The organism is Pseudomonas sivasensis (genome assembly GCF_013778505.1).
Lineage (GTDB): Bacteria > Pseudomonadota > Gammaproteobacteria > Pseudomonadales > Pseudomonadaceae > Aquipseudomonas > Aquipseudomonas sivasensis.
On record NZ_JAAOWU010000014.1, the window covers coordinates 108,633 to 130,941 of the forward strand.

Annotated in this window: 17 protein-coding genes; 9 read left to right on the forward strand and 8 right to left on the reverse strand. The window is 55.8% G+C overall.

The window, feature by feature from the left end:
* Positions 1 to 178: 178 nt before the first annotated feature.
* Positions 179 to 2,461: a CHASE2 domain-containing protein gene (locus G9Q84_RS21305; RefSeq protein ID WP_122764016.1), complete on the reverse strand. Its 2,283-nt coding sequence runs from the start codon at positions 2,459 to 2,461 to the stop codon at positions 179 to 181.
* 379 nt (positions 2,462 to 2,840) lie between these two features.
* Between G9Q84_RS21305 and G9Q84_RS21310 the strand changes: the two genes are divergently transcribed.
* Complete coding sequence (locus G9Q84_RS21310; protein WP_032885147.1) at positions 2,841 to 3,563, forward strand: response regulator transcription factor; 723 nt, start codon at positions 2,841 to 2,843, stop codon at positions 3,561 to 3,563.
* Positions 3,564 to 3,666: 103 nt separating this feature from the next.
* Here G9Q84_RS21310 and gyrB read toward each other — a convergent pair whose 3' ends face one another.
* From gyrB to dnaA, 4 genes are read right to left on the reverse strand one after another with little or no spacing between them, the layout of a single operon-like run.
* Positions 3,667 to 6,084: a DNA topoisomerase (ATP-hydrolyzing) subunit B gene (gene gyrB / locus G9Q84_RS21315; RefSeq protein WP_032885149.1), complete on the reverse strand. Its 2,418-nt coding sequence runs from the start codon at positions 6,082 to 6,084 to the stop codon at positions 3,667 to 3,669.
* Between the two features lie 4 nt (positions 6,085 to 6,088).
* Positions 6,089 to 7,192, reverse strand: a complete 1,104-nt coding sequence (recF, locus tag G9Q84_RS21320) for a DNA replication/repair protein RecF (RefSeq protein WP_012721452.1) — start codon at positions 7,190 to 7,192, stop codon at positions 6,089 to 6,091.
* A 20-nt stretch (positions 7,193 to 7,212) separates the two neighbouring features.
* Positions 7,213 to 8,316, reverse strand: coding sequence for a DNA polymerase III subunit beta (dnaN, locus tag G9Q84_RS21325; RefSeq protein WP_005783345.1), 1,104 nt, complete (start codon positions 8,314 to 8,316; stop codon positions 7,213 to 7,215).
* 38 nt (positions 8,317 to 8,354) lie between these two features.
* On the reverse strand, positions 8,355 to 9,875 hold the full coding sequence (gene dnaA / locus G9Q84_RS21330) for a chromosomal replication initiator protein DnaA (RefSeq protein WP_032885151.1): 1,521 nt from the start codon (positions 9,873 to 9,875) through the stop codon (positions 8,355 to 8,357).
* A gap of 586 nt (positions 9,876 to 10,461) precedes the next feature.
* Between dnaA and rpmH the strand changes: the two genes are divergently transcribed.
* From rpmH to mnmE, 5 genes are all read left to right on the forward strand, one after another.
* Positions 10,462 to 10,596 (forward strand): 50S ribosomal protein L34, encoded by a 135-nt coding sequence (gene rpmH / locus G9Q84_RS21335; RefSeq protein WP_003213577.1) that lies wholly within the window; start codon positions 10,462 to 10,464, stop codon positions 10,594 to 10,596.
* 16 nt (positions 10,597 to 10,612) lie between these two features.
* Complete coding sequence (gene rnpA, locus G9Q84_RS21340) at positions 10,613 to 11,017, forward strand: ribonuclease P protein component (RefSeq protein ID WP_026013533.1); 405 nt, start codon at positions 10,613 to 10,615, stop codon at positions 11,015 to 11,017.
* Positions 11,010 to 11,255 (forward strand): membrane protein insertion efficiency factor YidD, encoded by a 246-nt coding sequence (gene yidD / locus G9Q84_RS21345; RefSeq protein WP_010207715.1) that lies wholly within the window; start codon positions 11,010 to 11,012, stop codon positions 11,253 to 11,255. Before rnpA ends, yidD begins: the two co-directional genes overlap by 8 nt.
* Positions 11,256 to 11,257: 2 nt before the next feature.
* Positions 11,258 to 12,940, forward strand: a complete 1,683-nt coding sequence (gene yidC, locus G9Q84_RS21350; protein WP_032885153.1) for a membrane protein insertase YidC — start codon at positions 11,258 to 11,260, stop codon at positions 12,938 to 12,940.
* Between the two features lie 79 nt (positions 12,941 to 13,019).
* A complete protein-coding gene (gene mnmE / locus G9Q84_RS21355; RefSeq protein ID WP_032885154.1) occupies positions 13,020 to 14,390 on the forward strand; it encodes a tRNA uridine-5-carboxymethylaminomethyl(34) synthesis GTPase MnmE in 1,371 nt (456 codons plus the stop codon).
* A 19-nt stretch (positions 14,391 to 14,409) separates the two neighbouring features.
* Here mnmE and G9Q84_RS21360 read toward each other — a convergent pair whose 3' ends face one another.
* From G9Q84_RS21360 to G9Q84_RS21370, 3 genes are all read right to left on the reverse strand, one after another.
* Positions 14,410 to 16,848, reverse strand: a complete 2,439-nt coding sequence (locus G9Q84_RS21360) for a TonB-dependent siderophore receptor (RefSeq protein WP_181644046.1) — start codon at positions 16,846 to 16,848, stop codon at positions 14,410 to 14,412.
* Between the two features lie 88 nt (positions 16,849 to 16,936).
* Entirely contained in the window at positions 16,937 to 17,881 is a 945-nt protein-coding gene (locus G9Q84_RS21365; RefSeq protein WP_181644047.1) for a FecR domain-containing protein, read from the reverse strand.
* Entirely contained in the window at positions 17,881 to 18,387 is a 507-nt protein-coding gene (locus tag G9Q84_RS21370) for a sigma-70 family RNA polymerase sigma factor (RefSeq protein WP_032885157.1), read from the reverse strand. The genes G9Q84_RS21365 and G9Q84_RS21370 overlap by 1 nt, the downstream gene beginning before the upstream one ends.
* 565 nt (positions 18,388 to 18,952) lie before the next feature.
* Here G9Q84_RS21370 and mnmG point away from each other — a divergent pair.
* The 3 genes from mnmG to G9Q84_RS21385 are packed head-to-tail and all read left to right on the forward strand — an operon-like array spanning position 18,953 to position 22,302.
* On the forward strand, positions 18,953 to 20,845 hold the full coding sequence (gene mnmG, locus G9Q84_RS21375; protein WP_181644048.1) for a tRNA uridine-5-carboxymethylaminomethyl(34) synthesis enzyme MnmG: 1,893 nt from the start codon (positions 18,953 to 18,955) through the stop codon (positions 20,843 to 20,845).
* The gene (gene rsmG / locus G9Q84_RS21380) at positions 20,842 to 21,486 is read left to right on the forward strand and encodes a 16S rRNA (guanine(527)-N(7))-methyltransferase RsmG (RefSeq protein WP_032885159.1); all 645 of its coding nucleotides are present in this window, start codon (positions 20,842 to 20,844) and stop codon (positions 21,484 to 21,486) included. The genes mnmG and rsmG overlap by 4 nt, the downstream gene beginning before the upstream one ends.
* A gap of 18 nt (positions 21,487 to 21,504) precedes the next feature.
* On the forward strand, positions 21,505 to 22,302 hold the full coding sequence (locus tag G9Q84_RS21385) for a ParA family protein (protein ID WP_032885161.1): 798 nt from the start codon (positions 21,505 to 21,507) through the stop codon (positions 22,300 to 22,302).
* The last annotated feature ends 7 nt before the right edge of the window (positions 22,303 to 22,309 follow it).

The following is a 22,309-nucleotide window of genomic DNA, read 5'->3' on the forward strand; positions in this document are numbered from 1 at the left end:
GATCTGTGGATAACCTGTGTACGGTTTGTTGGCGAATCAGCTTTTTTGAGTCATAAGAAGCTGATTTACTTACATATTTCCAGAGCCGATAAAATCTCGAAAAACGTGCATAAGTTTTTTCCGCATAAAAAAACCGGTCCTTGTGACCGGTTTTTTATGCACAGCAGAAAAGGACGTTTTAACAGTCTTCCAGCAAGGGCAATTGCAGTCTGAATGTGGTGCCTTTGCCTAGGGTGCTTTCACATTCGATACGTCCTCCATGGCGCTCCACGACTGCCTTGACCATGGTGAGCCCTAGCCCCAACCCTTCGCTGCCTTGGGCTGAATCAAAGCGTTTGTACTGGCTGAACAGCTCCGGTAAATCCTTGGATGCTATCCCGGGGCCCTGGTCGCTGATAAGGCATTCCAACCAACCTTGTTCGCTGCTGTGTCTCAAACGGACGGTGGTGCCGGATGGCGAGTACTTGATCGCGTTCTCCAGCACATTGAATAACGCGCGAGTGAGTAGGGACTGATCGGCTGACACCATCCCTTCATCCGCCTCTTCAAGATCGTGGACCAGGTGAATACCTTTGAGCTGGGCGATCAGTGCTACCTGGTCAAAAGCATCCATTACCAGCATGGCAAACAGCGTCGGTTGGAAGTGGTAACCATCGGCCTCCGCTTTCGCCAACTGGACGAAGGATTCAGTCAGGCTCAAGGCTCGGCGTACTTGCTGCTCAATCTGAGAAAATACTGGCGACTCGGCGTTGTGCACGTCGAGCAGCGCGAGGATCGCCGAGTGCGGTGCACGCAGATCATGGGAAAGGAAACGCAGCATAGTTTCCCGGTGCTGCTGGGCCTCGCGCTCTTTGCTCAGGTCTGTGAGGCTTAGCAACCAACCCAGCGCCACATCCCCTTCGGCAGGTAGTAAAGGAGCAAGCTCCATGCGCAGGCTGCGTTGGTGAATATCACGGAACTCAACAAGCTCCAACGCAGAAAGGGCAGGGCGCACGCCGTTGTGCAGGGGTGGATAGCCCAGATCAACCAATTGGTCCAATAGGTTTTGGTTGACCAGATCGCTGCCGAACACGTCGCGGGCAATGCGATTGGCCAGCAGGATATTGCCTTGTGTGTCTGTGATCAGCGTCGCCACCGGCAGGCACTCCAAACCATCGGCCATAAAGCGTCGTGTGTCCCTTGTACGGCTTACCGCTTGCTCCAGGGCAAAGATGCGCCCCTGCAACACATCACCTTTGCTGGCAGGCGCACGTCGGCGCTCAGGCAGAACTTTGGGTTCGTCATCCAATCGGGCCAACTCCCAGCCAAAGTACGCCAGGATTACGCTGAGACGTCGCCAGTTCCAGATCAGGTAGCTGAGCAGCAATCCGATCAGGCAGGCCGCAGGCGACCACCAGTAGCCGATACGCAATAGGGCAAATGAGCCGAGCAAAGCCGTGAACATACAGCCAAGGGTCATCCACAGTGCAAAGCGTGGGCGGTAGAGCAGCAGCCCCAGTAGCGCCGCCACCAGGGATGTTGCCATCAGGGCAGCCACCCAGTCGGGCAAGTCCACAATGCTGCGACCTTGCAGCAATCCATTGAGCACGTTGGCCTGAATCTCCACGCCCGCCGTGGTTCCCACCATGGGTGAGAGCGGCGTGACATAGCGATCACCCATTCCCGATGCTGGCGCTCCTACCAGAATCAGACGATTGCGCAGCCGCTCGGGGGAGACTTCTCCACGTAATACGCTGACATAAGACACGCTTGGAAAATGGCTGTCGGGGGCGATATACGGGATGCGAACTGCATACTCTCGATGCCAATCCTGGGAATTCGAATCCACAGGCTCACCTGGCATCTCTGAAGGCTGGCCGCTCATCGTGAACGCCAACCACGCCAACTGAGGTGCCGTCGCATTGGGTGGGCCCTCACGTAAATAAAGGCTGCGCACCACGCCATCGCTGTCAGCCTCCACGTTGATATGCCCAACCCCCTTGGCACATTTGAGCAGCGGCCGCATTTGTACTCTGGGTGGGCTATAACTGGCAGAGTCGTCACGCCCCAAGGGCAACAGTACGTTGCCGGCGTTGCACACCGCATCTGCCAAACGTTTTTCTTGGAGGGGATCGGCGGGATCGCTGAAGATTACATCCAACAGAATGCTGGCGGGTTGTGCAGCGCTCAGACGATCGATCAGGTCGGCGTGCAAACTAGGGGGCCAAGGCCACTGGCCGAGCTTCTTCAGGCTGGCGTCATCGATAGTAACCAGCAGGATACGAGGATCCACTGGCAGCGGTGTTAGACGGCGAAGGCTGTCATACAGCGGGTTGTTCAAAGCCAGGCCAGTACTCATTGAGAGGTAGGCTGTGATCGGCAACAACAGCAAACCGATCCACAACCACTCACGAACCAGACCGTGGAACAGCCGTTGGGCATGGGTGGGTTGACGTTTTTCGGCCTTGCCCCAGAGCATCATTGATCAGCGTGTCCCTGTTGTTGGCATGCGGTAGAAGGTGGCATAGCGCCCAGTGAAGCTCATTTTCGACGCGGTGGAAAAGTTTTACTGCTTGCGACTCGTAAAGGTGGGAATTCCAAAGGGCATCCACTATCAGGGCACAGGAGTTTACGACAGCGCATGCGTCGGCTGATCCTTTTCCTTAAGGCTTGGAGCCGGTATCTTTCCCACGTAGGTACCGAGGACTTTAACTGGGTTAATCACTTATTGATCCCAGCGTACCGAGAGATCCAAGGGGCCGACGAATCTGCGCACAATTCTTCAGATTCGACGGCCGGCATCTGTGCAGTACGTGCCTTCACTACGGCTGCAGTACTCTTCGAGAAGAAAGGACCCACCCATGCGTGTCGCAATACTGGATGACGAACCCGCTGAATTGAGACGGGTGGAACAGACACTGCGACAAATCCCCAGCACCGCCGAACAGCCCTGGACCCTTCATTGCTTCGAGCGTGGCGAAGACCTGCTGCGCCAATTGCGTCGGGAAACCTTTGACCTGCTGATACTCGACTGGCAACTGCCCGATATCACTGGCATCGCATTGCTGCGCTGGACCCGTGAACACATGGAGTCCCCACCCGCCGTGATCATGCTCACTAGCCGCGATGCTGAAAGCGATATCGTCACCGCGTTGAACAGTGGCGCCGATGATTACGTGAGCAAACCCTTTCGCCCCAATGAACTGAAGGCTCGGGTGACCGCCGTTCTACGTCGCCATGGCCTGCAGAAGCCGGCGACCCAGGAAGTACAGAGCTTCAATGATCTGACCTTTGACGATGCCGAATTGACCGTCACTCGTGCGGGAAAACCGATCAACCTCACCGAGCGGGAATACCGCTTGGCGAGCTGCTTGTTCGCCAACCTGGCCCGGCCACTGTCCCGCGAGTACCTCTATGAGCGGTTCTGGACCCATGAAGAAATGGTGTCATCGAGACCCTTGGATACGCATATCTATCGGTTGCGTAACAAGCTGGGGCTAACTGCTGACAGGGGTTGGCAGCTGTTGACGATCTATGGGTATGGGTACCGGTTGGAGAGTGTGGCGACAGCTTCCCATGGGTGAAAACGGTGATGTTCCACGTGGAGCATTTTAGAAAAACTGATTTTCACGTAATAAAAAAGGCCAACGCATAGCGTTGGCCTTTTTTCTGTGGGTCTCGCCTGGATCAGAAATCCAGGTTAGACACTGCCAGAGCATTACTCTCGATGAAGTCACGGCGAGGCTCGACCGCATCACCCATCAGGGTGTTGAAGATCTGGTCTGCCCCAATGGCGTCTTCGATGGTCACGCGCAGCATGCGACGCTGAGCAGGGTCCATGGTGGTTTCCCACAATTGATCAGGGTTCATCTCACCCAAACCTTTGTATCGCTGGATGGTGTGGCGCTTGGTGCTTTCTGCCATCAACCAGTCCAGGGCCTCTTTGAACTCCTTGACTGCTTTCTTACGCTCGCCACGCTGAATGTAGGCGCCGTCGTCCAGCAGGGTGCTTAGTTGCGCGCCCAAGGTGACCACAGTTTTGTAGTCATTGCTGCCGAAGAAGTCGCGGTTGAAGGTGACGTAGTTCGACAGACCATGGGAGATCAGTTCGACCTCTGGCAGCCATACGTTACGTTCACGGTCTTCACGCAGACTGGCTTTGTACACCAGGCCAGATTTCTCCACAGTGCGCAGACGTACTTCGTACTGGGCCAGCCACTCCTGCATCGCTGCATGATCGCCCAACTGCTCCAGGCTCACGGCCGGCAGATAGATGAAGTGTTCGGTCAGTTCCTGTGGGTATAGGCGCGACAGCCGCTTGAGGGTCTTCATAACCATGCGGAAATCGTTAACCAGACGCTCCAACGCCTCACCGGAAATACCCGGTGCTTCGTCGTTCAAGTGCAGGCTCGCATCTTCCAGAGCCGACTGCGTCATGTACTCTTCCATGGCGTCGTCGTCTTTGATGTATTGCTCTTGCTTACCCTTTTTCACTTTGTACAAAGGTGGCTGGGCGATGTAGATGTAGCCACGCTCGATCAGCTCCGGCAACTGACGGAAGAAGAAAGTCAGCAGCAGAGTACGGATGTGAGAGCCGTCGACGTCAGCATCGGTCATGATGATGATGTTGTGATAGCGCAGCTTATCGATGTTGTACTCGTCGCGACCGATACCGCAGCCCAACGCAGTGATCAAGGTGCCAACTTCCTGGGAGGAAATCATCTTGTCGAAGCGAGCTTTCTCTACGTTAAGGATCTTACCCTTCAACGGCAGGATGGCCTGGGTGCGACGGTTACGACCCTGCTTGGCGGAACCGCCAGCAGAGTCACCTTCCACCAGGTACAGTTCAGAGAGGGCAGGGTCTTTTTCCTGGCAGTCAGCCAGTTTGCCCGGCAAGCCGGCGATATCCAACGCGCCTTTACGACGGGTCATCTCGCGAGCCTTACGCGCGGCTTCCCGGGCACGCGCAGCATCGATCATCTTACCGACGACCAGCTTGGCTTCGTTCGGATTCTCCAGCAGGAAGTCCGAGAAGTATTTACCCATTTCCTGTTCAACGGCTGTCTTCACTTCGGAAGACACCAGCTTGTCTTTAGTCTGGGAACTAAACTTAGGATCCGGCACTTTCACTGAGATAATCGCGGTCAGACCTTCACGCGCATCGTCACCGGTGGTGGCAACTTTATGCTTCTTCGCCAGGCCTTCGGCTTCGATGTAGGTGTTCAGGTTACGCGTCAGCGCGGAACGGAAACCCACCAAGTGAGTGCCGCCATCGCGCTGGGGAATATTGTTGGTGAAGCACAACAGGTTCTCGTTGAAGCTGTCGTTCCACTGCAGGGCGATTTCCACGCCGATGCCGTCATCACGCTGGATGTTGAAGTGAAACACCTGGTTGACCGCAGTCTTGTTGGTGTTCAGGTATTCAACGAATGCACGTAGACCACCTTCGTACTTGAACAGTTCTTCCTTGCCGCTGCGCTCGTCCTTAAGGACGATACCCACACCGGAGTTGAGGAAGGAGAGTTCGCGAATACGCTTGGCCAGAATGTCCCAGCTGAAGTGGATATTCTTGAATGTTTCATCGGACGGCTTGAAATGAATCTGAGTACCGGTGGTTTCACTGTCGCCAACGATTTTCATAGGCTCCTGTGGAACACCGTGGACGTAGGTCTGTTCCCAGATCTTTCCGCTACGGCGAACGGTGAGGATCAGCTCTTCGGAAAGAGCATTCACTACCGACACACCCACACCGTGCAAACCGCCGGATACTTTATAGGAGTTATCGTCGAACTTACCGCCGGCGTGGAGCACGGTCATGATGACCTCTGCTGCCGAAACACCTTCTTCTTTGTGCACATCTACCGGAATGCCACGACCGTTGTCGCGCACGGTGATGGATTCGTCCGGGTGGATGATGATGCTGATGTCGTCGCAGTGACCGGCCAAAGCTTCGTCGATGGAGTTGTCGACCACCTCGAACACCATGTGGTGCAGACCGCTACCGTCATCAGTGTCGCCAATGTACATACCGGGACGTTTGCGTACGGCATCCAAACCTTTCAGCACTTTAATGCTGGTCGAGTCGTACGTGTTTTCTTCGCTCATGCCTTCACTCCCGATGGTCGTGGGTCTGGGTGATACGGCCTTGTTCCACGTGGAACAAAGCGACTGGCGTTTCCGTCTGCCAGCCTTCCCTCAATAATTCGTGGTCTACACAGGTGATAAAAACCTGGCAGCGTAATTCTTCCAACAAGCGGCATAACGCACGGCGATGTTGCTCGTCGAGTTCAGACGGCAAGTCATCCACCAGATAAATACACTGACCACGTCGGGCTTGGCTAACCAGATGACCCTGGGCGATACGCAGTGCACACACCACCAACTTCTGCTGGCCACGGGACAAGATGTCCGCAGCATTGTGTGCGCCTAATCTAAGACGCAAATCAGCCCGTTGGGGTCCGGCCTGGGTATGGCCAATTTGCTGATCCCGTTGCAGGGAAGTCGCGAGCACTGCACTCAGCTCACGCTCTTTATCCCAACCACGGTAGTAACTCAGCGTCAGCCCCTCGAGATCCAACAACTCACTCAAGGTCTGCTCAAAGACTGGTTTCAAGGCTTTGATATAGGCGCGGCGGTATTCATCTATTTCATCGCTGGCCAGGCACAATTCCCGGTCCCAGGCCGCTTGCGAAGCGGCGTCAAGTGTACCATGCCGCAGCCATGAGTTCCGCTGCCGCAGGGCCTTCTGCAGGCGCTGCCATGTGGCCATGAATCGTGGTTCCACGTGGAACACTCCCCAATCGAGGAACTGCCTGCGGATTTTCGGCGCACCTTCCAGTAATCGGAAGCTGTCAGGGTTGATCAGTTGCAACGGCAGGATCTCTGCCAGTTGCGCAGCACTGCGAGCGTTTTGCCCGTCGATGCGAATCTGGAACTCACCGCCGCGATCACGAGAAATCCCCAGGCTGCTGTGGCCCCCTTCTGCCAGTTCGACTTGACCGAAGACCGTGCAGGCCAGTTGTTCGTACTGAATCACCGGCAACAAGCGGGCACTGCGAAAGGAACGGGCAAGCCCTAGCAGGTGGATGGCTTCCAGCACGCTGGTTTTGCCACTACCGTTGGCGCCGTGGAGGATGTTGATGCGGGGGGAGGGGGAGAAGGTCACCGGGTGCAAATTGCGCACCGCGGTGACCGAGACGCGACTAAGGGACATCTAGCTTCTGCTGAGCATGATTACAGGCGCATCGGCATAACAACATAAGCCGAGTCGTCGTTGTCGGATTCCTGCACCAGAGCGCTGCTGTTGGAGTCAGACAGGATCAGGCGAACCTGTTCAGTGGTCATCACACCCAACACGTCCAGCAAGTAGCTCACGTTGAAGCCGATTTCCAGGGAACCACCGTTGTAGTCAACGCCGACTTCTTCTTCCGCTTCTTCCTGCTCCGGGTTATTGGCCTGAATTTTTAACTGACCGTTGGCCAATTGCAGACGAATACCACGGTACTTTTCGTTGGACAGAATCGCGGTACGGCTGAACGCTTCACGCAGGGCCTGACGGTCACCGATTACCAACTTGTCACCACCTTTAGGCAGCACACGCTCGTAATCCGGGAATTTGCCGTCGACCAGCTTGGACGTGAACGTGAATTCGCCGGTGGTCGCGCGGATATGGTGCTGACCCAGTACGATGCTGACATTGCCATCCGGCTCGGTGAGCAGGCGCGCCAGTTCGAGAATCCCCTTACGCGGAACGATCACCTGGTGACGATCAGGTTGGCCGATATCGGCGCGCATCGAGCACATTGCCAGACGGTGACCGTCGGTAGCCACGGCGCGGATGATGCCTTCCGACACTTCCAGCAGCATGCCGTTGAGGTAGTAACGCACGTCCTGCTGGGCCATGGCGAAGCTGGTGCGTTCGATAAGACGGCGCAGTTTACTTTGCTCAAGGCTGCAGGTCAGTGAGCCTGGGCCTTCCTCCACAGTCGGGAAATCATTGGCCGGCAAAGTGGACAGCGTGAAACGACTGCGACCTGCCTTGACCACCAACTTCTGCTCATCAACCTTAATGTCGATCAGCGCGTCGTTCGGCAGGCTCTTGCAGATGTCCATCAGCTTACGCGCTGGCACAGTAATCTCGCCAGGCTCTGCAGGCTCTTCCAGCTGCACGCGGCCAACCAATTCGACTTCCAGGTCGGTACCAGTCAGGGACAACTGCTGGCCTTCGACAACCAGCAATACGTTGGAGAGCACCGGCAAGGTCTGTCGGCGCTCGACGACGCCTGCGACCAGTTGCAGGGGTTTCAACAGGGCTTCGCGTTGAATGGTGAAATGCATGGTCTAGTCCCTTGCCTTAATAAGCTGCGCTGGTGTCATCAAGTGGTCAGTGTACGCAGCAGGTTCTTGTAGTCCTCGCGAATATCCGCGTCGGATTCCTTAAGTTCGTTGATCTTGCGGCATGCGTGCAAGACTGTGGTGTGGTCGCGACCACCAAACACATCGCCGATTTCCGGCAGGCTATGGTTGGTCAACTCCTTGGAGAGGGCCATGGCCACTTGTCGCGGACGAGCCACCGAGCGAGAACGGCGCTTGGACAGCAGGTCGGAAATCTTGATCTTGTAGTACTCGGCCACGGTGCGCTGGATGTTATCCACACTCACCAGTTTGTCCTGCAGTGCCAGCAAGTCTTTCAAGGATTCGCGAATCAGCTCGATGGTGATGTCGCGCCCCATGAAATGCGAGTGTGCGATGACTCGCTTGAGCGCGCCTTCGAGTTCACGCACGTTGGAACGAATGCGCTGTGCGATAAAGAAAGCAGCGTCGTGTGGCAGATCGACTTTTGCCTGATCGGCTTTTTTCATCAGGATCGCAACGCGGGTTTCCAGCTCCGGCGGCTCTACCGCAACGGTGAGGCCCCAGCCAAAGCGCGACTTCAAGCGTTCTTCCAGGCCTTCGATTTCCTTCGGATAACGGTCACTGGTCAAGATGACCTGTTGGCCGCCTTCGAGCAGGGCGTTGAAGGTATGGAAAAACTCTTCCTGTGAACGTTCCTTACGAGCAAAGAACTGAATGTCATCGATCAGCAAGGCGTCAACGGAACGGTAGAAGCGCTTGAACTCGTTGATGGCATTGAGCTGCAAGGCCTTAACCATGTCCGCTACGAAGCGCTCCGAGTGCAGGTAAACGACCTTGGCATTCGGGTTCTTCTTTAATAGGTGGTTACCCACAGCGTGCATCAAGTGAGTTTTACCCAAGCCCACGCCACCATAAAGGAAGAGCGGGTTGTAACCGTGCTTGGGGTTATCCGCCACTTGCCAGGCCGCGGCGCGAGCCAGCTGGTTAGATTTACCTTCGACGAAATTCTCGAAGGTAAAGGTGCGGTTCAAGTAGCTGGTGTGCTTGAGCGCGCCTTCGACCTGTACGGTGCGCTGTTCGGCGCGAATCGGTGCCTGCTGCGAGCTGGCACCAGCCATGGGGTCAAAGCTGTCGCGAGACGGCTCTTCATTAATAGGTGCGTTTTTCTGTGACGCCGATTTGGAAGGCGTCTGGGCAACGGGAGCAGGCGAGTTATTAACAGGTGCCGCTGCGGCCTGAGCTTGAGAAGCGCTCGCCGCCAATGGCGCATTCGGCGCAGCGCGAGGCGCCGAGCTGCGTTTGCTGCCTATTAATAAGGAGAGCACAGGCGCAAGGCCATTGCCGTGTTCGTCGAGCAATTCGAGAACGCGGCTCAGGTACTTCTCGTTGACCCAGTCGAGAACAAAACGATTAGGTGCGTAGACACGCAACTCGTCGCCTTCGGCTTCGACCTGTAGCGGACGGATCCAGGTGTTGAATTGCTGGGCAGGCAGCTCATCGCGCAAAAGCTCCACGCACTGCTGCCAAAGTTCCACTGACACGGATATCCCCTAAGTTGAAAGCCGGTGAGGCAAAAACAGCCGCCATTGTAGCGGCGAGCCGCCCACTTATCCACATGTAGGTTGCCCACAGGGCACCCAAAATCAATGTCTTATCCCGGAAAAAGCCGACCAGTGGTCTGTGCATAAGGTATGTGGATAAGCGGCCCTGAGCTCGTTGTACAAGTGGGGGTGAAAGTCTGTGGGTAACTGGGCTGTGGATAACATGCCATTCCACACACAGCTTATCCGACAGCGCAGCACAGGCAGGGCACCGCTTCTCCCCCATGTTGTCATCCTCTGTACATCAAGTGGAATATGGCCTCAAGGCAGTTATCCACAGAGGATGGCCTGCCTAGCTTTTATAAGCTTTACAGAAAAGCTTTAAATAACTTCCTTCTTTATTTTTATATCTATGACATTGCTCATGGAAGCCAGGCGGATAGAAAAGGGGGTTTTACCCGATAGAGATCTAATTGAAGGAAAAGCTGGTTGGAAATTGACCTAGAGGCTTGCTTTCTCTAGAATCGCCGGTCTCTTAAAACGGGGGCCATTCCGGCCCGTTGTGGACGAACCAGGTAACAACGCCATGAAACGTACTTTCCAACCAAGCACCATCAAACGCGCCCGTACTCACGGCTTCCGTGCTCGCATGGCTACCAAGAACGGCCGTGCTGTCCTGTCGCGTCGCCGCGCCAAAGGTCGTGCGCGTCTGGCAGTTTGATAATCCGGTACTGGTGGTGAGTCAGGACTTCAGTCGGGAAAAGCGTCTGCTAACACCCCGGCACTTCAAGGCAGTCTTTGACTCCCCCACCGGCAAGGTTCCGGGGAAAAATCTCCTGCTCCTTGCGCGTAACAACGATCTTGATCACCCCCGTCTCGGGTTGGTGATTGGCAAGAAGAGCGTAAAGCTCTCCGTTGAGCGCAATCGCCTCAAGCGTCTGATGCGCGAATCGTTTCGCCTCCACCAGGACACTCTGGTTGGTTGGGATATTGTTATCGTCGCGCGCAAAGGCTTGGGGGATGTAGAAAACCCCGAATTGATTCAGCATTTCGGCAAGCTCTGGAAACGTCTGGCGCGTACCAACAAACCAGCACCAGCAGTCAGCACCGAAACTGTAGGGGTAGACAGTACCAATGCGTAAACTGGCACTCGTTCCGATCCAGTTTTATCGCTATGCCATTAGTCCTCTGATGGCCAGTCACTGTCGTTTCTACCCCAGTTGTTCCTGCTACGCGTTAGAAGCCATAGAAAATCATGGTCTTCTGCGCGGTGGCTGGCTGACCTTTCGTCGTTTAGGTCGCTGTCATCCGTGGAATCCCGGTGGTTATGACCCGGTTCCACCTATCCCTACCTCCCGTTCTTCTTCGATGGCCGAGTAATCATGGATATTAAACGCACGATCCTGATCGTCGCCCTGGCAATCGTGTCCTACGTCATGGTTCTTAAGTGGAACCAGGATTATGGCCAAGCTGCCCTGCCGACTCAGAATGTTGCTACCAATCAGGCTGCCCCGGCTATTCCGGACACCCCGCTGGGTACCAATGCGTCCGCGAGTGCAGATGTTCCCAGCGCGAATGGCGAGACAAGCGCCCCTTTAGAAACGCCAGTGGTCACCAATAAAGACCTCATCCTCGTGAAAACGGATGTGCTCGACTTGGCTATCGACCCACAAGGTGGTGATATCGCGCAGTTGAAACTGCCGCTGTATCCACGTCGCCAAGACCATCCGGATGTACCGTTCCAACTGTTCGATAACGGTGGTGAACGTACTTATCTGGCGCAAAGCGGTCTGACCGGCACTAATGGTCCGGATGCGCGCGCTACCGGTCGTCCGGTTTATTCGACCGAAAAGAAGGTTTATCAACTGGCTGATGGCCAAAACCAGTTGAACGTCGACCTGAAATTCAGCCTCGACGGCGTCAACTACATCAAGCGTTTCAGTTTCACTCGCGGTTTGTACGACCTGAAGGTCACTTACCTGATCGACAACACCAGCGAAAAACCTTGGAGCGGCAATCTGTTTGCCCAACTCAAGCGTGATGGCAGCTCCGATCCTTCTTCAAGCACCGCTACTGGTACCGCTACCTACTTGGGCGCAGCCCTGTGGACAAGTAACGAGCCGTACAAAAAAGTGTCGATGAAAGATATCGACAAAGGCGCGCTGAAAGAAACCGTCCAAGGCGGCTGGGTTGCCTGGTTGCAACACTATTTCGTGACCGCCTGGATCCCGAACAAGGGTGAAGCCAACCTGGTTCAAACCCGTAAAGACAGCCAAGGTAACTACATCATTGGCTTTACTGGCCCGGCGTTGACCGTCGCTCCAGGTGCCAAGGCTGAAACCAGCGCTACCCTGTACGCCGGCCCGAAAAGCCAGGCCGTGCTGAAAGAGTTGTCCCCAGGTCTGGAACTGACTGTGGATTACGGCATTCTGTGGTTCATTGCCCAGCCTATCTTCTGGCTGCTGCAACATATCCACAGCATTGTGGGTAACTGGGGCTTCTCGATCATATTCCTGACCATGCTGATCAAGGGGATCTTCTTCCCACTGTCGGCTGCCAGCTACAAGTCGATGGCTCGCATGCGTGCCGTGGCTCCGAAACTGGCCGCGTTGAAAGAGCAGCATGGTGATGATCGGCAGAAAATGTCGCAGGCCATGATGGAGCTGTACAAGAAAGAGAAGATCAACCCGTTGGGTGGATGCTTGCCTATTCTGGTGCAGATGCCGGTGTTCCTATCGCTGTACTGGGTACTCCTGGAAAGCGTGGAAATGCGCCAGGCACCGTTCATGCTGTGGATAACTGATCTGTCGATCAAGGACCCATTCTTTATCCTGCCGATCATCATGGGCGCGACCATGTTCATCCAGCAGCGTCTGAACCCAACACCGCCGGATCCGATGCAGGCTAAAGTGATGAAAATGATGCCAATCATCTTCACCTTCTTCTTCCTGTGGTTCCCAGCTGGTCTGGTTCTGTACTGGGTGGTCAACAACGTGTTGTCGATCTCTCAACAGTGGTACATCACACGTAAAATCGAAGCGGCTACCAAAAAAGCCGAGGCGTAATTTACTCTGTGGATAACCACTCAAGACGCCCCCTAGTGGGGCGTTTTGCTTTCCGTCACTTTTGTTCTGGAACCTGCTGATGAGCGCTCCTCGTGAAACCATCGCTGCTGTCGCAACCGCTCAAGGTCGCGGCGGTGTGGGTATCGTTCGAATTTCCGGGCCCCTCGCCGGCATGGCAGCCAAGGCCATCAGCGGCCGGGAATTGAAACCGAGGTATGCCCATTACGGCCCGTTTCTGGATGCAGACCACAGCGTATTGGATGAGGGCCTGGCCCTCTATTTCCCTGGACCTAACTCTTTCACCGGTGAGGATGTCCTGGAACTGCAAGGCCACGGTGGTCCTGTAGTCCTGGATATGCTGCTGCAGCGTTGCCTGCAATTAGGCTGCCGTCTCGCCCGGCCGGGTGAGTTCAGTGAACGCGCGTTCTTGAATGACAAGCTCGATCTGGCCCAGGCCGAAGCTATCGCGGACCTGATCGAAGCGAGTTCCGCACAGGCCGCACGCAATGCGTTGCGTTCGCTGCAGGGGGCATTTTCCCTGCGTGTGCATAACTTGACCGAGCAATTGATCAGCCTGCGCATCTACGTAGAGGCGGCGATTGATTTTCCTGAGGAAGAGATCGACTTCCTCGCCGATGGCCACGTATTGGCAATGTTGGATAAAGTCCGCGAGGAGTTATCCACAGTGCTGCGTGAAGCGGGGCAAGGCGCCTTGCTGCGCGATGGCATGACGGTGGTCATTGCCGGTCGCCCCAACGCGGGTAAGTCCAGCCTTCTGAATGCCTTGGCCGGACGTGAGGCTGCCATCGTCACCGAGATTGCCGGCACCACCCGGGACATCCTGCGCGAACATATCCACATCGACGGCATGCCGCTGCACGTGGTTGACACCGCAGGCTTGCGCGATACCGATGACCAGGTGGAAAAGATCGGCGTAGAGCGCGCCCTCAAAGCCATCAGTGAAGCAGACCGCGTATTACTGGTGGTTGATGCCACTGCGCCTGAGGCTGCGGATCCTTTTGCCCTTTGGCCGGAGTTTCTTGAACAACGACCTGACCCGGCTAACGTCACCTTGATCCGCAACAAGGCTGACCTGACAGGCGAAGCCATCGCGCTTGAAATGGGTGAGGATGGCCACGTCACGATCAGCCTGAGCGCCAAGTCGGCGGGTAATGGCCTGGAATTGCTGCGCGACCATCTCAAGGCCTGCATGGGTTACGAGCAGACCTCGGAAAGCAGCTTCAGTGCGCGTCGCAGGCACCTGGAGGCACTGCGTCATGCCAGTGCGGCCCTTGAGCACGGACGCGCGCAGCTGACCTTGGCGGGGGCAGGGGAGCTGCTGGCCGAGGATCTACGTCAGGCACAGCAACTGCTGGGGGAAATCACCGGCGCCTTCAGCTCCGATGATTTGTTGGGACGGATCTTTTCCAGCTTCTGCATCGGTAAATAGCAACGTTATCCACAATGGTTTACCAGTTGTAGGACACCGTACCGAGCAAGGTACGGCTGTCACCCCAGTAACAACGCCCTGCATCGTTGCAACCGGATACATATTCCTTGTCGAACAGGTTCTTGGCATTAACATCAACCGACCAGTTTTTGTCGAACTGATAGCCAACGGATGCATCCACCAAGGTGACGCTTCCCGCGTCCAATTTTCCGTACAGCGTGGGCGCGGTGTAGGAAAAGGTACTGTCGAAATAACGCACGCCCGCCCCCAGGGACAACCCCTTGAGCCGACTGTCGAGGAATCGGTATTTGCCCCATACGGACGCCTGATTCCGCGGCACCCCGGTCAGCTGGTGCCCTTCGACCAGAGAAGTAGCGGAGTCCTTAGTGATTCGAGCATCAGTGTAGGTGTAGGCCGCCGTTAAATTCAGGTTAGGCGTGACGTTGCTGTTGACCTCGACTTCAACGCCCTTGGACCGACTTTCGCCTACTTGGCGGTAGCTGTTAGTGGTGGCGTCGAGGTAGGTGTCATCTTCCTTGCGCAAGTCATACACCGACACAGTCATTGCCGTATCCCAGCCGATCGGTTCGTACTTCACGCCTACTTCGTATTGGCTGCTGGTAATCGGCTTCAAGGGTGAACCGGCGTTGGAAATCTGCTGTACCGGCACGAATGCAGTGGAATAGCTCACATACGGCGTCAGGCCATTGTCGAACTGGTACATCACCCCGCCTTGATAGGTGAACTTGCGATCTTCAGAGCCGGTATCGCTGGCCTTGTTGACCTTGTCGCGGAAATCACTCTCGACCCAGTCCTGACGGCCACCCAACAAGAATAACCAGCGGTCATACTTGCTCTGCAGTTGTGCATAAACCCCTTTCATCTGCTGTTCGAGCAACGTGTTCTGTACTGCCAGAGGCGTGGTCGGGTCGCGCAAGTAAACAGGGTTATACACATCGATGGTGCCGGCGAACCCGGCATTCCAATCCTGATTGAAAGAAGTGCGGTCGTAGCTGGTGCCGAACAGCAGGGTATTTTCCAGCCCGCCGACCTGAAATTTTCCTTCCAGCTGGTTATCCAGGGAATAAACCATCGACTTGTTGTAGCGATCGTAAGCGTTCATGTTCAGCCGAGTCCCGAAACCGCCGTTGTTCAATTGGCCCGGCCAGGTTTCGTGACGGTTGATACGCGACTGCATGTAGCGCGAGTTCTGGCGGAACTGCCAGTCGTCATTGAAGCTATGAGCGAGCTCATACCCCGTGCTCCAGGCTTCCCGTTCGAAGGTGTTCCAGTCTGGATTCCCGAGCATGGTGTGCTTGGACAACTTACCGTTGGGATTCGTCAGTAACGTGCCGGCAGCTGGTAGGCCGAGTTCCAGGTTGGTGTGATCCTTCTGGTAGCTGGCGAGCAGGGTGAGGGTGTTGTAGTCGTCGAAATTCAGGGTCAGGGAGGGAGCAACGTAGAGGCGATCATCCGGCACATGATCAGTCTGGGTATCAGACTTGCGCCCCAGCATCACCACGCGTCCAAGGATGTCGCCGCTGTCATTGAGCGGACCGGAGATATCTACACCCACCTGACGGCGGTTATTCGAACCATAGCCCAGTTGTACCTCGCCTTGCGGCGTGGCGGTTGGATGTTTACTGACCAGGTTCACCAGGCCACCGGGGGCATTTTCACCGTAGAGCAGCGACGAAGGCCCACGGAATATTTCGACCCGCTCCAGGCCATAAGGCTCGCTGGTGGTGTCGTACCGATTGCCCTGAACACGTAGTCCATCACGCAGCAGGCCGTAGCCATAGTCTGTGGCGTTGAAACCGCGAATAAAGAACAGGTCACCGGCCAGACTATCGCCGACAGCGAAGGGCGGGGCGAAAATACCCGGCACGTAGCCCAGTACTTCGGTAAGGGACTGGGACTTCTGGTCCTTGATGCGCTGACCGGTGACGACCGATACCGAGCGCGGTGTTTCCGACAGTGGCGTGCTGGTTTTGGTCCCAACCCGGCTGTTTTGAGCTTTGTAGCCCACATCCCCGGCGATCTCCTGATTGAAACCGTCCAGTTGAACCGTGCTTACAGTCGTGGGCGCAAGGGTCAGTTCGCCTGTGGGCGCCGCTTGCAATATGTAGCTACCAGGCGCCTGGGCCACAGCCTCTAACGCCGAGTTTTGCAACAGCAGCGCAAATCCCTGCTCCACCGAATAGTCCCCCTCAAGCCCAGGGGTGTTCAAATGAGCGGTCTGCTGGGGCGAAAAGGACAGGATCACATTGGCCCTGGCCGCAAATTGGCTCAAGGCGCTGTCGAGCGGACCTGCGCCAATAGCGAAGTGCTGCACCACGCTGGCTGCAAGGGCGCCTGTTGATAACAACCCGCAGGCAGCGGCGGTAGAGGTAAGCAGCAAACCGTAGGTCAGGCCGTGGCAGGAGAGTCGCTGGCGAAGCTTAGGAGGAAGGCGCATAGGTGGATAAACCCTGAAGGTAGCGTCGTGATTACCTGTAGGGCCGCGTCAGGTAAAAAAAAGATAACCCTGTGGATTATTTTTTTGCTCAGCCGATTCGCTTCACCGAAACCCAGTAACGGGTGAAGTAATTGACCTGGATCGGCAGCGTCGCTTGCAGGTTGGCCAGCACCGCATCGGTGGAATCCAATCGGAATGTGCCGGAAACCCGCAGGCGCGCCGAAGCTGGATCGCATTGCAGGACCCCAGGTCGATAACGACCGAGCTCGTCGATCACATCGCCGAGCCGGGCATCGAGCACGATCAGTTGTCCGTCGACCCAAGCAGCTTCAGCCCCGCTGTAAGGTTGGCTTACCCCTACGCTTTGCCGATTGAATTGCGCACTCTCGCCTGCAATAAGCAGTCGGCTGAGGTCTGGTCGATCAGTGGGTGAAATGCTGACGCGGTCTTCCAGCACTCCGACCTGTGTGAAATCCGGCAGTTGGCGCACAGTAAAGTGTGTCCCCAAAGCCTGGATGCGACCCTGCTGAGTCTCAACATAGAAGGGCATCTGCGCGCCCGACTTGCCAGTGTGGATAAGAACTTCGCCTTCGCGCAGGCGTATCAAGCGCTGGCGTCCGTCGAACAGCACATCAATGGCGGTTTGGGTATTCAGGTCAATCCGGGTGCCGTCGGCCAGTTCGATGCGCCGGCGCTTGCCCAAAGGTGTACGGAAATCGGCCCAAACATTGCCCAGGGACGTATGTTGCTGAACATTCCACCCCAAGTAACCGGTGCTGCCGAGTACCAGCATCCACTTGAGCACCTGGCGACGTTGCTGTGTGGCCGACAAAGCGCGGCGAGTGAAATCCTGGGGCAAGGCACCCAGGCTGCGTTGCAATTGCTCCATCTGATTCCACGCCGCCTGATGGGACGGATCGATGTTGAGCCATTGCTGCCAGGCATGGCGCTCGGCCGCTGTGGGCGTCTGGGATTGAAACTGCACGTACCAGCCGGCGGCAGCCTCGAAGGTCTTGCGATCAGGCGCTGCCATTACAAGGAGGCCATGATCATTGAACATTCGGTCAACGCGCGAACCATGTGCTTCTTCACGGTCGTCAGTGACACCTGTAGTTGATCGGCGATCTGTTGATAAGTCAGGCCGTCAATCTGCGACAGCATGAATATCCGCCGCGAGCGTTCGCCCAAGCTGGCGAGAGCTTTATCCACAGCCACCAGGGTTTCGATGATGATCGCCTTATCTTCTTCACTGATGGCAGTGGCATCAGGACGCTCGGCCAGGCTTTGCTTATAAGCCTGTTCAATGGCGTGACGCCTGTAGCGGTCAATTACCAGACCCCTGGCGATGGTCGCCAGATAATCACGTGGCTCAAGGATCTGCGCCGCATGGCGCCCACCAAGAATGCGCACGAACGTATCGTGTGCGACATCGGCCGCATCGCAGGCGTTATGCAACTTACCTCTGAGCCACCCGTGCAACCAAGAATGGTGCTGTTCGTAAATATGCTGGACGGCAACCGTGTGTGAAGGAGTAGGCATAGGGTGCGAGAGGGCAGGTTAATGATAATCGCTATTATTAACTGCACTGCAGATTTCTCACAATAGATCTCTTTTTACGCTGTTCACTTCCGAGTCGAAGGATTTCGGTGGCTTCACCGTGACCTCGGTATAGCGTGTTTGCTCGATTTCTGTGGATTAAGCCCTGTGAATAACCGCCCCTGTGCCCAGTTGATAACAGGGCTTGAAACCTGAGTAAAAACCCATCTGTGGATAAGTGGCTGTTTAATCCACAGGCTTAGCGTACTTATCCAAGGGCCTCATTGGCACATGACCACAGACTTTTGAATCTCTGTACATACCGTAAATAAAGGCTTGTAGAGATCTATCCACAGAAATGATGCTCAGTAGAAATAAACATAAAAACAAAGATTTAATAAATTTCTCTCTTTTAATTTCTATTGTCTGTGATTCATCCACAGCTGGTTAAATTTTGTGCAAAGGGTTCTTTAGGAAGGGCTAAGTCCCTATACTTGCCGCCAAAGCTCTAAAACCAGTTCAATCAATCAATTCCTAATTACCTACTTAAGCAGGCACGAGGTGCGTGGTGGATTTCCCTTCCCGTTTTGAAGTGATCGTCATCGGCGGCGGTCATGCCGGTACCGAGGCAGCACTGGCGTCAGCACGCATGGGCGTAAAAACCCTGTTGCTCACGCACAACGTGGAAACCCTCGGTGCAATGAGTTGCAACCCCGCCATTGGTGGTATCGGCAAAAGCCATCTGGTCAAGGAAATCGACGCCCTTGGCGGCGTAATGGCCATGGCAACCGATAAGGGTGGTATTCAATTTCGCGTTCTCAACAGCCGCAAAGGCCCGGCAGTGCGCGCCACTCGGGCACAAGCTGACCGCATTCTGTACAAGGCTGCTGTACGTGAAACCCTGGAAAACCAGCCGAACCTGTGGATATTTCAACAAGCAGCGGATGACCTGATCGTCGAACAAGACGTGGTGAAGGGCGTTGTCACCCAAATGGGTCTGCGCTTCTTCGCAGAATCTGTGGTTTTGACCACCGGAACCTTCCTTGGCGGACTTATCCACATCGGAATGCAGAATTATTCCGGTGGACGTGCCGGTGATCCTCCGTCGATTGCCTTGGCAAAACGCCTGCGTGAATTGCCGCTGCGTGTCGGTCGCCTGAAAACCGGAACCCCGCCGCGTATCGACGGGCGTTCTGTGGATTTCTCGTTGATGACTGAGCAAGCGGGCGATACGCCGATCCCGGTGATGTCGTTCATGGGTTCCAAGGAGCAACACCCCAAACAGGTGAGTTGCTGGATTACCCACACCAATGCCCGAACTCACGAGATCATTGCCGCGAACCTCGACCGTTCGCCGATGTATTCCGGTGTGATCGAGGGGATTGGCCCGCGCTATTGCCCATCGATCGAAGACAAGATCCACCGCTTTGCCGACAAGGAGAGCCATCAGGTCTTCATCGAACCCGAAGGCCTGACTACTCACGAGCTGTACCCGAACGGGATATCTACTTCCCTGCCGTTCGACGTGCAAATCCAGATCGTGCAATCGATTCGCGGCATGGAAAACGCACATATCGTGCGACCTGGCTATGCCATCGAGTATGACTACTTCGATCCTCGTGATCTGAAGTACAGCCTGGAGACCAAAGTGATCGGCGGGCTGTTCTTCGCCGGCCAAATCAATGGCACAACCGGTTACGAAGAAGCCGGCGCCCAAGGTTTGCTGGCTGGGACCAACGCCGCATTGCGTGCACAAGGCAAAGACAGTTGGTGCCCGCGTCGCGATGAAGCGTACATCGGTGTGTTGGTGGACGACCTGATTACCCTGGGTACCCAGGAACCGTACCGGATGTTCACTTCTCGGGCGGAATACCGTCTGATCCTGCGCGAAGACAACGCCGACCTGCGGCTGACCGAAAAAGGCCGCGAACTGGGGCTGGTCGATGACGTGCGCTGGGAAGCCTTCTGCAAAAAACGTGAAAGCATTGCGTTGGAAGAGCAGCGCCTGAAAGGCACTTGGGTTCGCCCCGGTACCGAACAAGGTGATGCAATTGCCGAGAAATTCGGCACGCCGCTGACTCACGAGTACAACTTGCTGAACCTGCTGTCACGTCCGGAAATCGACTACGCTAGCTTGGTCGAAGTGACGGGCGGCGGCGCAGAAGATCCACAGGTTGCCGAGCAGGTCGAAATCAAGACGAAGTACGCCGGTTACATTGACCGCCAGCAGGACGAGATTGCTCGTCTGCGCGCCAGTGAAGACACCAAGCTGCCTGTGGATATCGACTACACCGGGATTTCCGGGCTTTCGAAAGAAATTCAGAGCAAGCTGGGGATAACTCGACCAGAAACCCTGGGCCAGGCTTCACGTATTCCCGGCGTCACCCCGGCAGCCATTTCGCTGTTGATGATTCATTTGAAAAAACGCGGCGCGGGCCGTCAGTTGGAGCAAAGCGCTTGAGTTCGTTGGTCACCCTGCAACACGCCGAAGAGTTATCCACAGGTGCACGCCAATTGGGCGTCGATCTGACGTCCGCCCAGCATGAGTTGCTGTTGGGCTACCTAGCCCTGTTGATCAAATGGAACAAGGCTTACAACCTCACGGCAGTGCGCAATCCCGATGAGATGGTGTCCCGGCATTTGCTCGACAGCTTGAGCGTGATGCCATTTATTCAAAACGGTCGCTGGTTGGATGTGGGCAGTGGCGGCGGCATGCCAGGTATCCCCTTGGCCATCCTGTTTCCCGAGTCCCAAGTGACCTGCCTGGACAGCAATGGCAAGAAAACCCGATTCCTGACTCAGGTCAAACTCGAACTCAAGCTGGATAACCTTCACGTTATCCACAGCCGTGTCGAAGAATTCACGCCTGAACTGCCTTTCAACGGAATTGTTTCCCGGGCGTTCAGCAGCATGGAGAACTTCAGCAACTGGACACGCCACCTGGGTGACCGCGATACCCGCTGGCTGGCAATGAAGGGCGTCCATCCGAGTGATGAGCTGTTAGCATTGCCGGCAGACTTCCACCTCGATAGCGAACACGCCTTGGCCGTACCCGGTTGCCAAGGCCAACGCCATCTGCTGATACTGCGCCGCACGGCATGATTGGGAACACAAGCAAGAATGGCTAAGGTATTCGCGATAGCGAACCAGAAAGGTGGCGTGGGCAAAACCACCACCTGCATCAACCTCGCAGCATCCTTGGTCGCTACCAAGCGACGGGTGCTGTTGATCGATCTCGATCCACAGGGCAACGCCACCATGGGTAGCGGTGTGGATAAACATGGCCTGGAAAACTCGGTCTACGACTTGCTGATCGGCGAGTGTGACCTGGCCCAGGCCATGCACTATTCCGAGCATGGCGGTTATCAATTGCTGCCGGCCAACCGCGATCTGACTGCGGCGGAAGTGGTGTTGCTGGAAATGCAGATGAAAGAAAGCCGTCTGCGCAGCGCCTTGGCGCCGATCCGCGAGAACTATGATTACATTTTGATCGATTGCCCACCGTCGCTGTCGATGCTGACGCTCAATGCGTTGGTGGCTGCCGATGGGGTGATTATCCCCATGCAGTGTGAGTACTACGCACTGGAAGGTTTGAGCGACCTCGTGGATAACATCAAGCGTATCGCCGAATTGCTCAACCCAAACCTGCAGATCGAAGGCCTACTGCGGACCATGTTCGATCCGCGCCTGAGCCTGATGAACGATGTGTCGGCACAGCTCAAGGAACACTTCGGCGAGCAGCTTTACGACACCGTGATTCCGCGCAATATCCGTTTGGCCGAAGCGCCAAGCTATGGCATGCCTGCGTTGGCGTATGACAAATCGTCCCGTGGCGCCATTGCCTACCTGGCTCTGGCTGGCGAGATGGTTCGCCGCCAACGCCGCAACTCCCGCACCGCTGCAGCCCAGCCAACTTAAGGAATCC

Bases quoted from the DNA above. Each gene is read 5' to 3' on its own strand.
- G9Q84_RS21305 (WP_122764016.1), bottom strand. From the start codon at position 2,461: ATGATGCTCTGGGGCAAGGCCGAAAAACGTCAACCCACCCATGCCCAA.
- G9Q84_RS21310 (WP_032885147.1), top strand. From the start codon at position 2,841: ATGCGTGTCGCAATACTGGATGACGAACCCGCTGAATTGAGACGGGTG.
- gyrB (WP_032885149.1), bottom strand. From the start codon at position 6,084: ATGAGCGAAGAAAACACGTACGACTCGACCAGCATTAAAGTGCTGAAA.
- recF (WP_012721452.1), bottom strand. From the start codon at position 7,192: ATGTCCCTTAGTCGCGTCTCGGTCACCGCGGTGCGCAATTTGCACCCG.
- dnaN (WP_005783345.1), bottom strand. From the start codon at position 8,316: ATGCATTTCACCATTCAACGCGAAGCCCTGTTGAAACCCCTGCAACTG.
- rpmH (WP_003213577.1), top strand. From the start codon at position 10,462: ATGAAACGTACTTTCCAACCAAGCACCATCAAACGCGCCCGTACTCAC.
- yidD (WP_010207715.1), top strand. From the start codon at position 11,010: ATGCGTAAACTGGCACTCGTTCCGATCCAGTTTTATCGCTATGCCATT.
- yidC (WP_032885153.1), top strand. From the start codon at position 11,258: ATGGATATTAAACGCACGATCCTGATCGTCGCCCTGGCAATCGTGTCC.
- mnmE (WP_032885154.1), top strand. From the start codon at position 13,020: ATGAGCGCTCCTCGTGAAACCATCGCTGCTGTCGCAACCGCTCAAGGT.
- G9Q84_RS21360 (WP_181644046.1), bottom strand. From the start codon at position 16,848: ATGCGCCTTCCTCCTAAGCTTCGCCAGCGACTCTCCTGCCACGGCCTG.
- G9Q84_RS21365 (WP_181644047.1), bottom strand. From the start codon at position 17,881: ATGGCAGCGCCTGATCGCAAGACCTTCGAGGCTGCCGCCGGCTGGTAC.
- G9Q84_RS21370 (WP_032885157.1), bottom strand. From the start codon at position 18,387: ATGCCTACTCCTTCACACACGGTTGCCGTCCAGCATATTTACGAACAG.
- G9Q84_RS21385 (WP_032885161.1), top strand. From the start codon at position 21,505: ATGGCTAAGGTATTCGCGATAGCGAACCAGAAAGGTGGCGTGGGCAAA.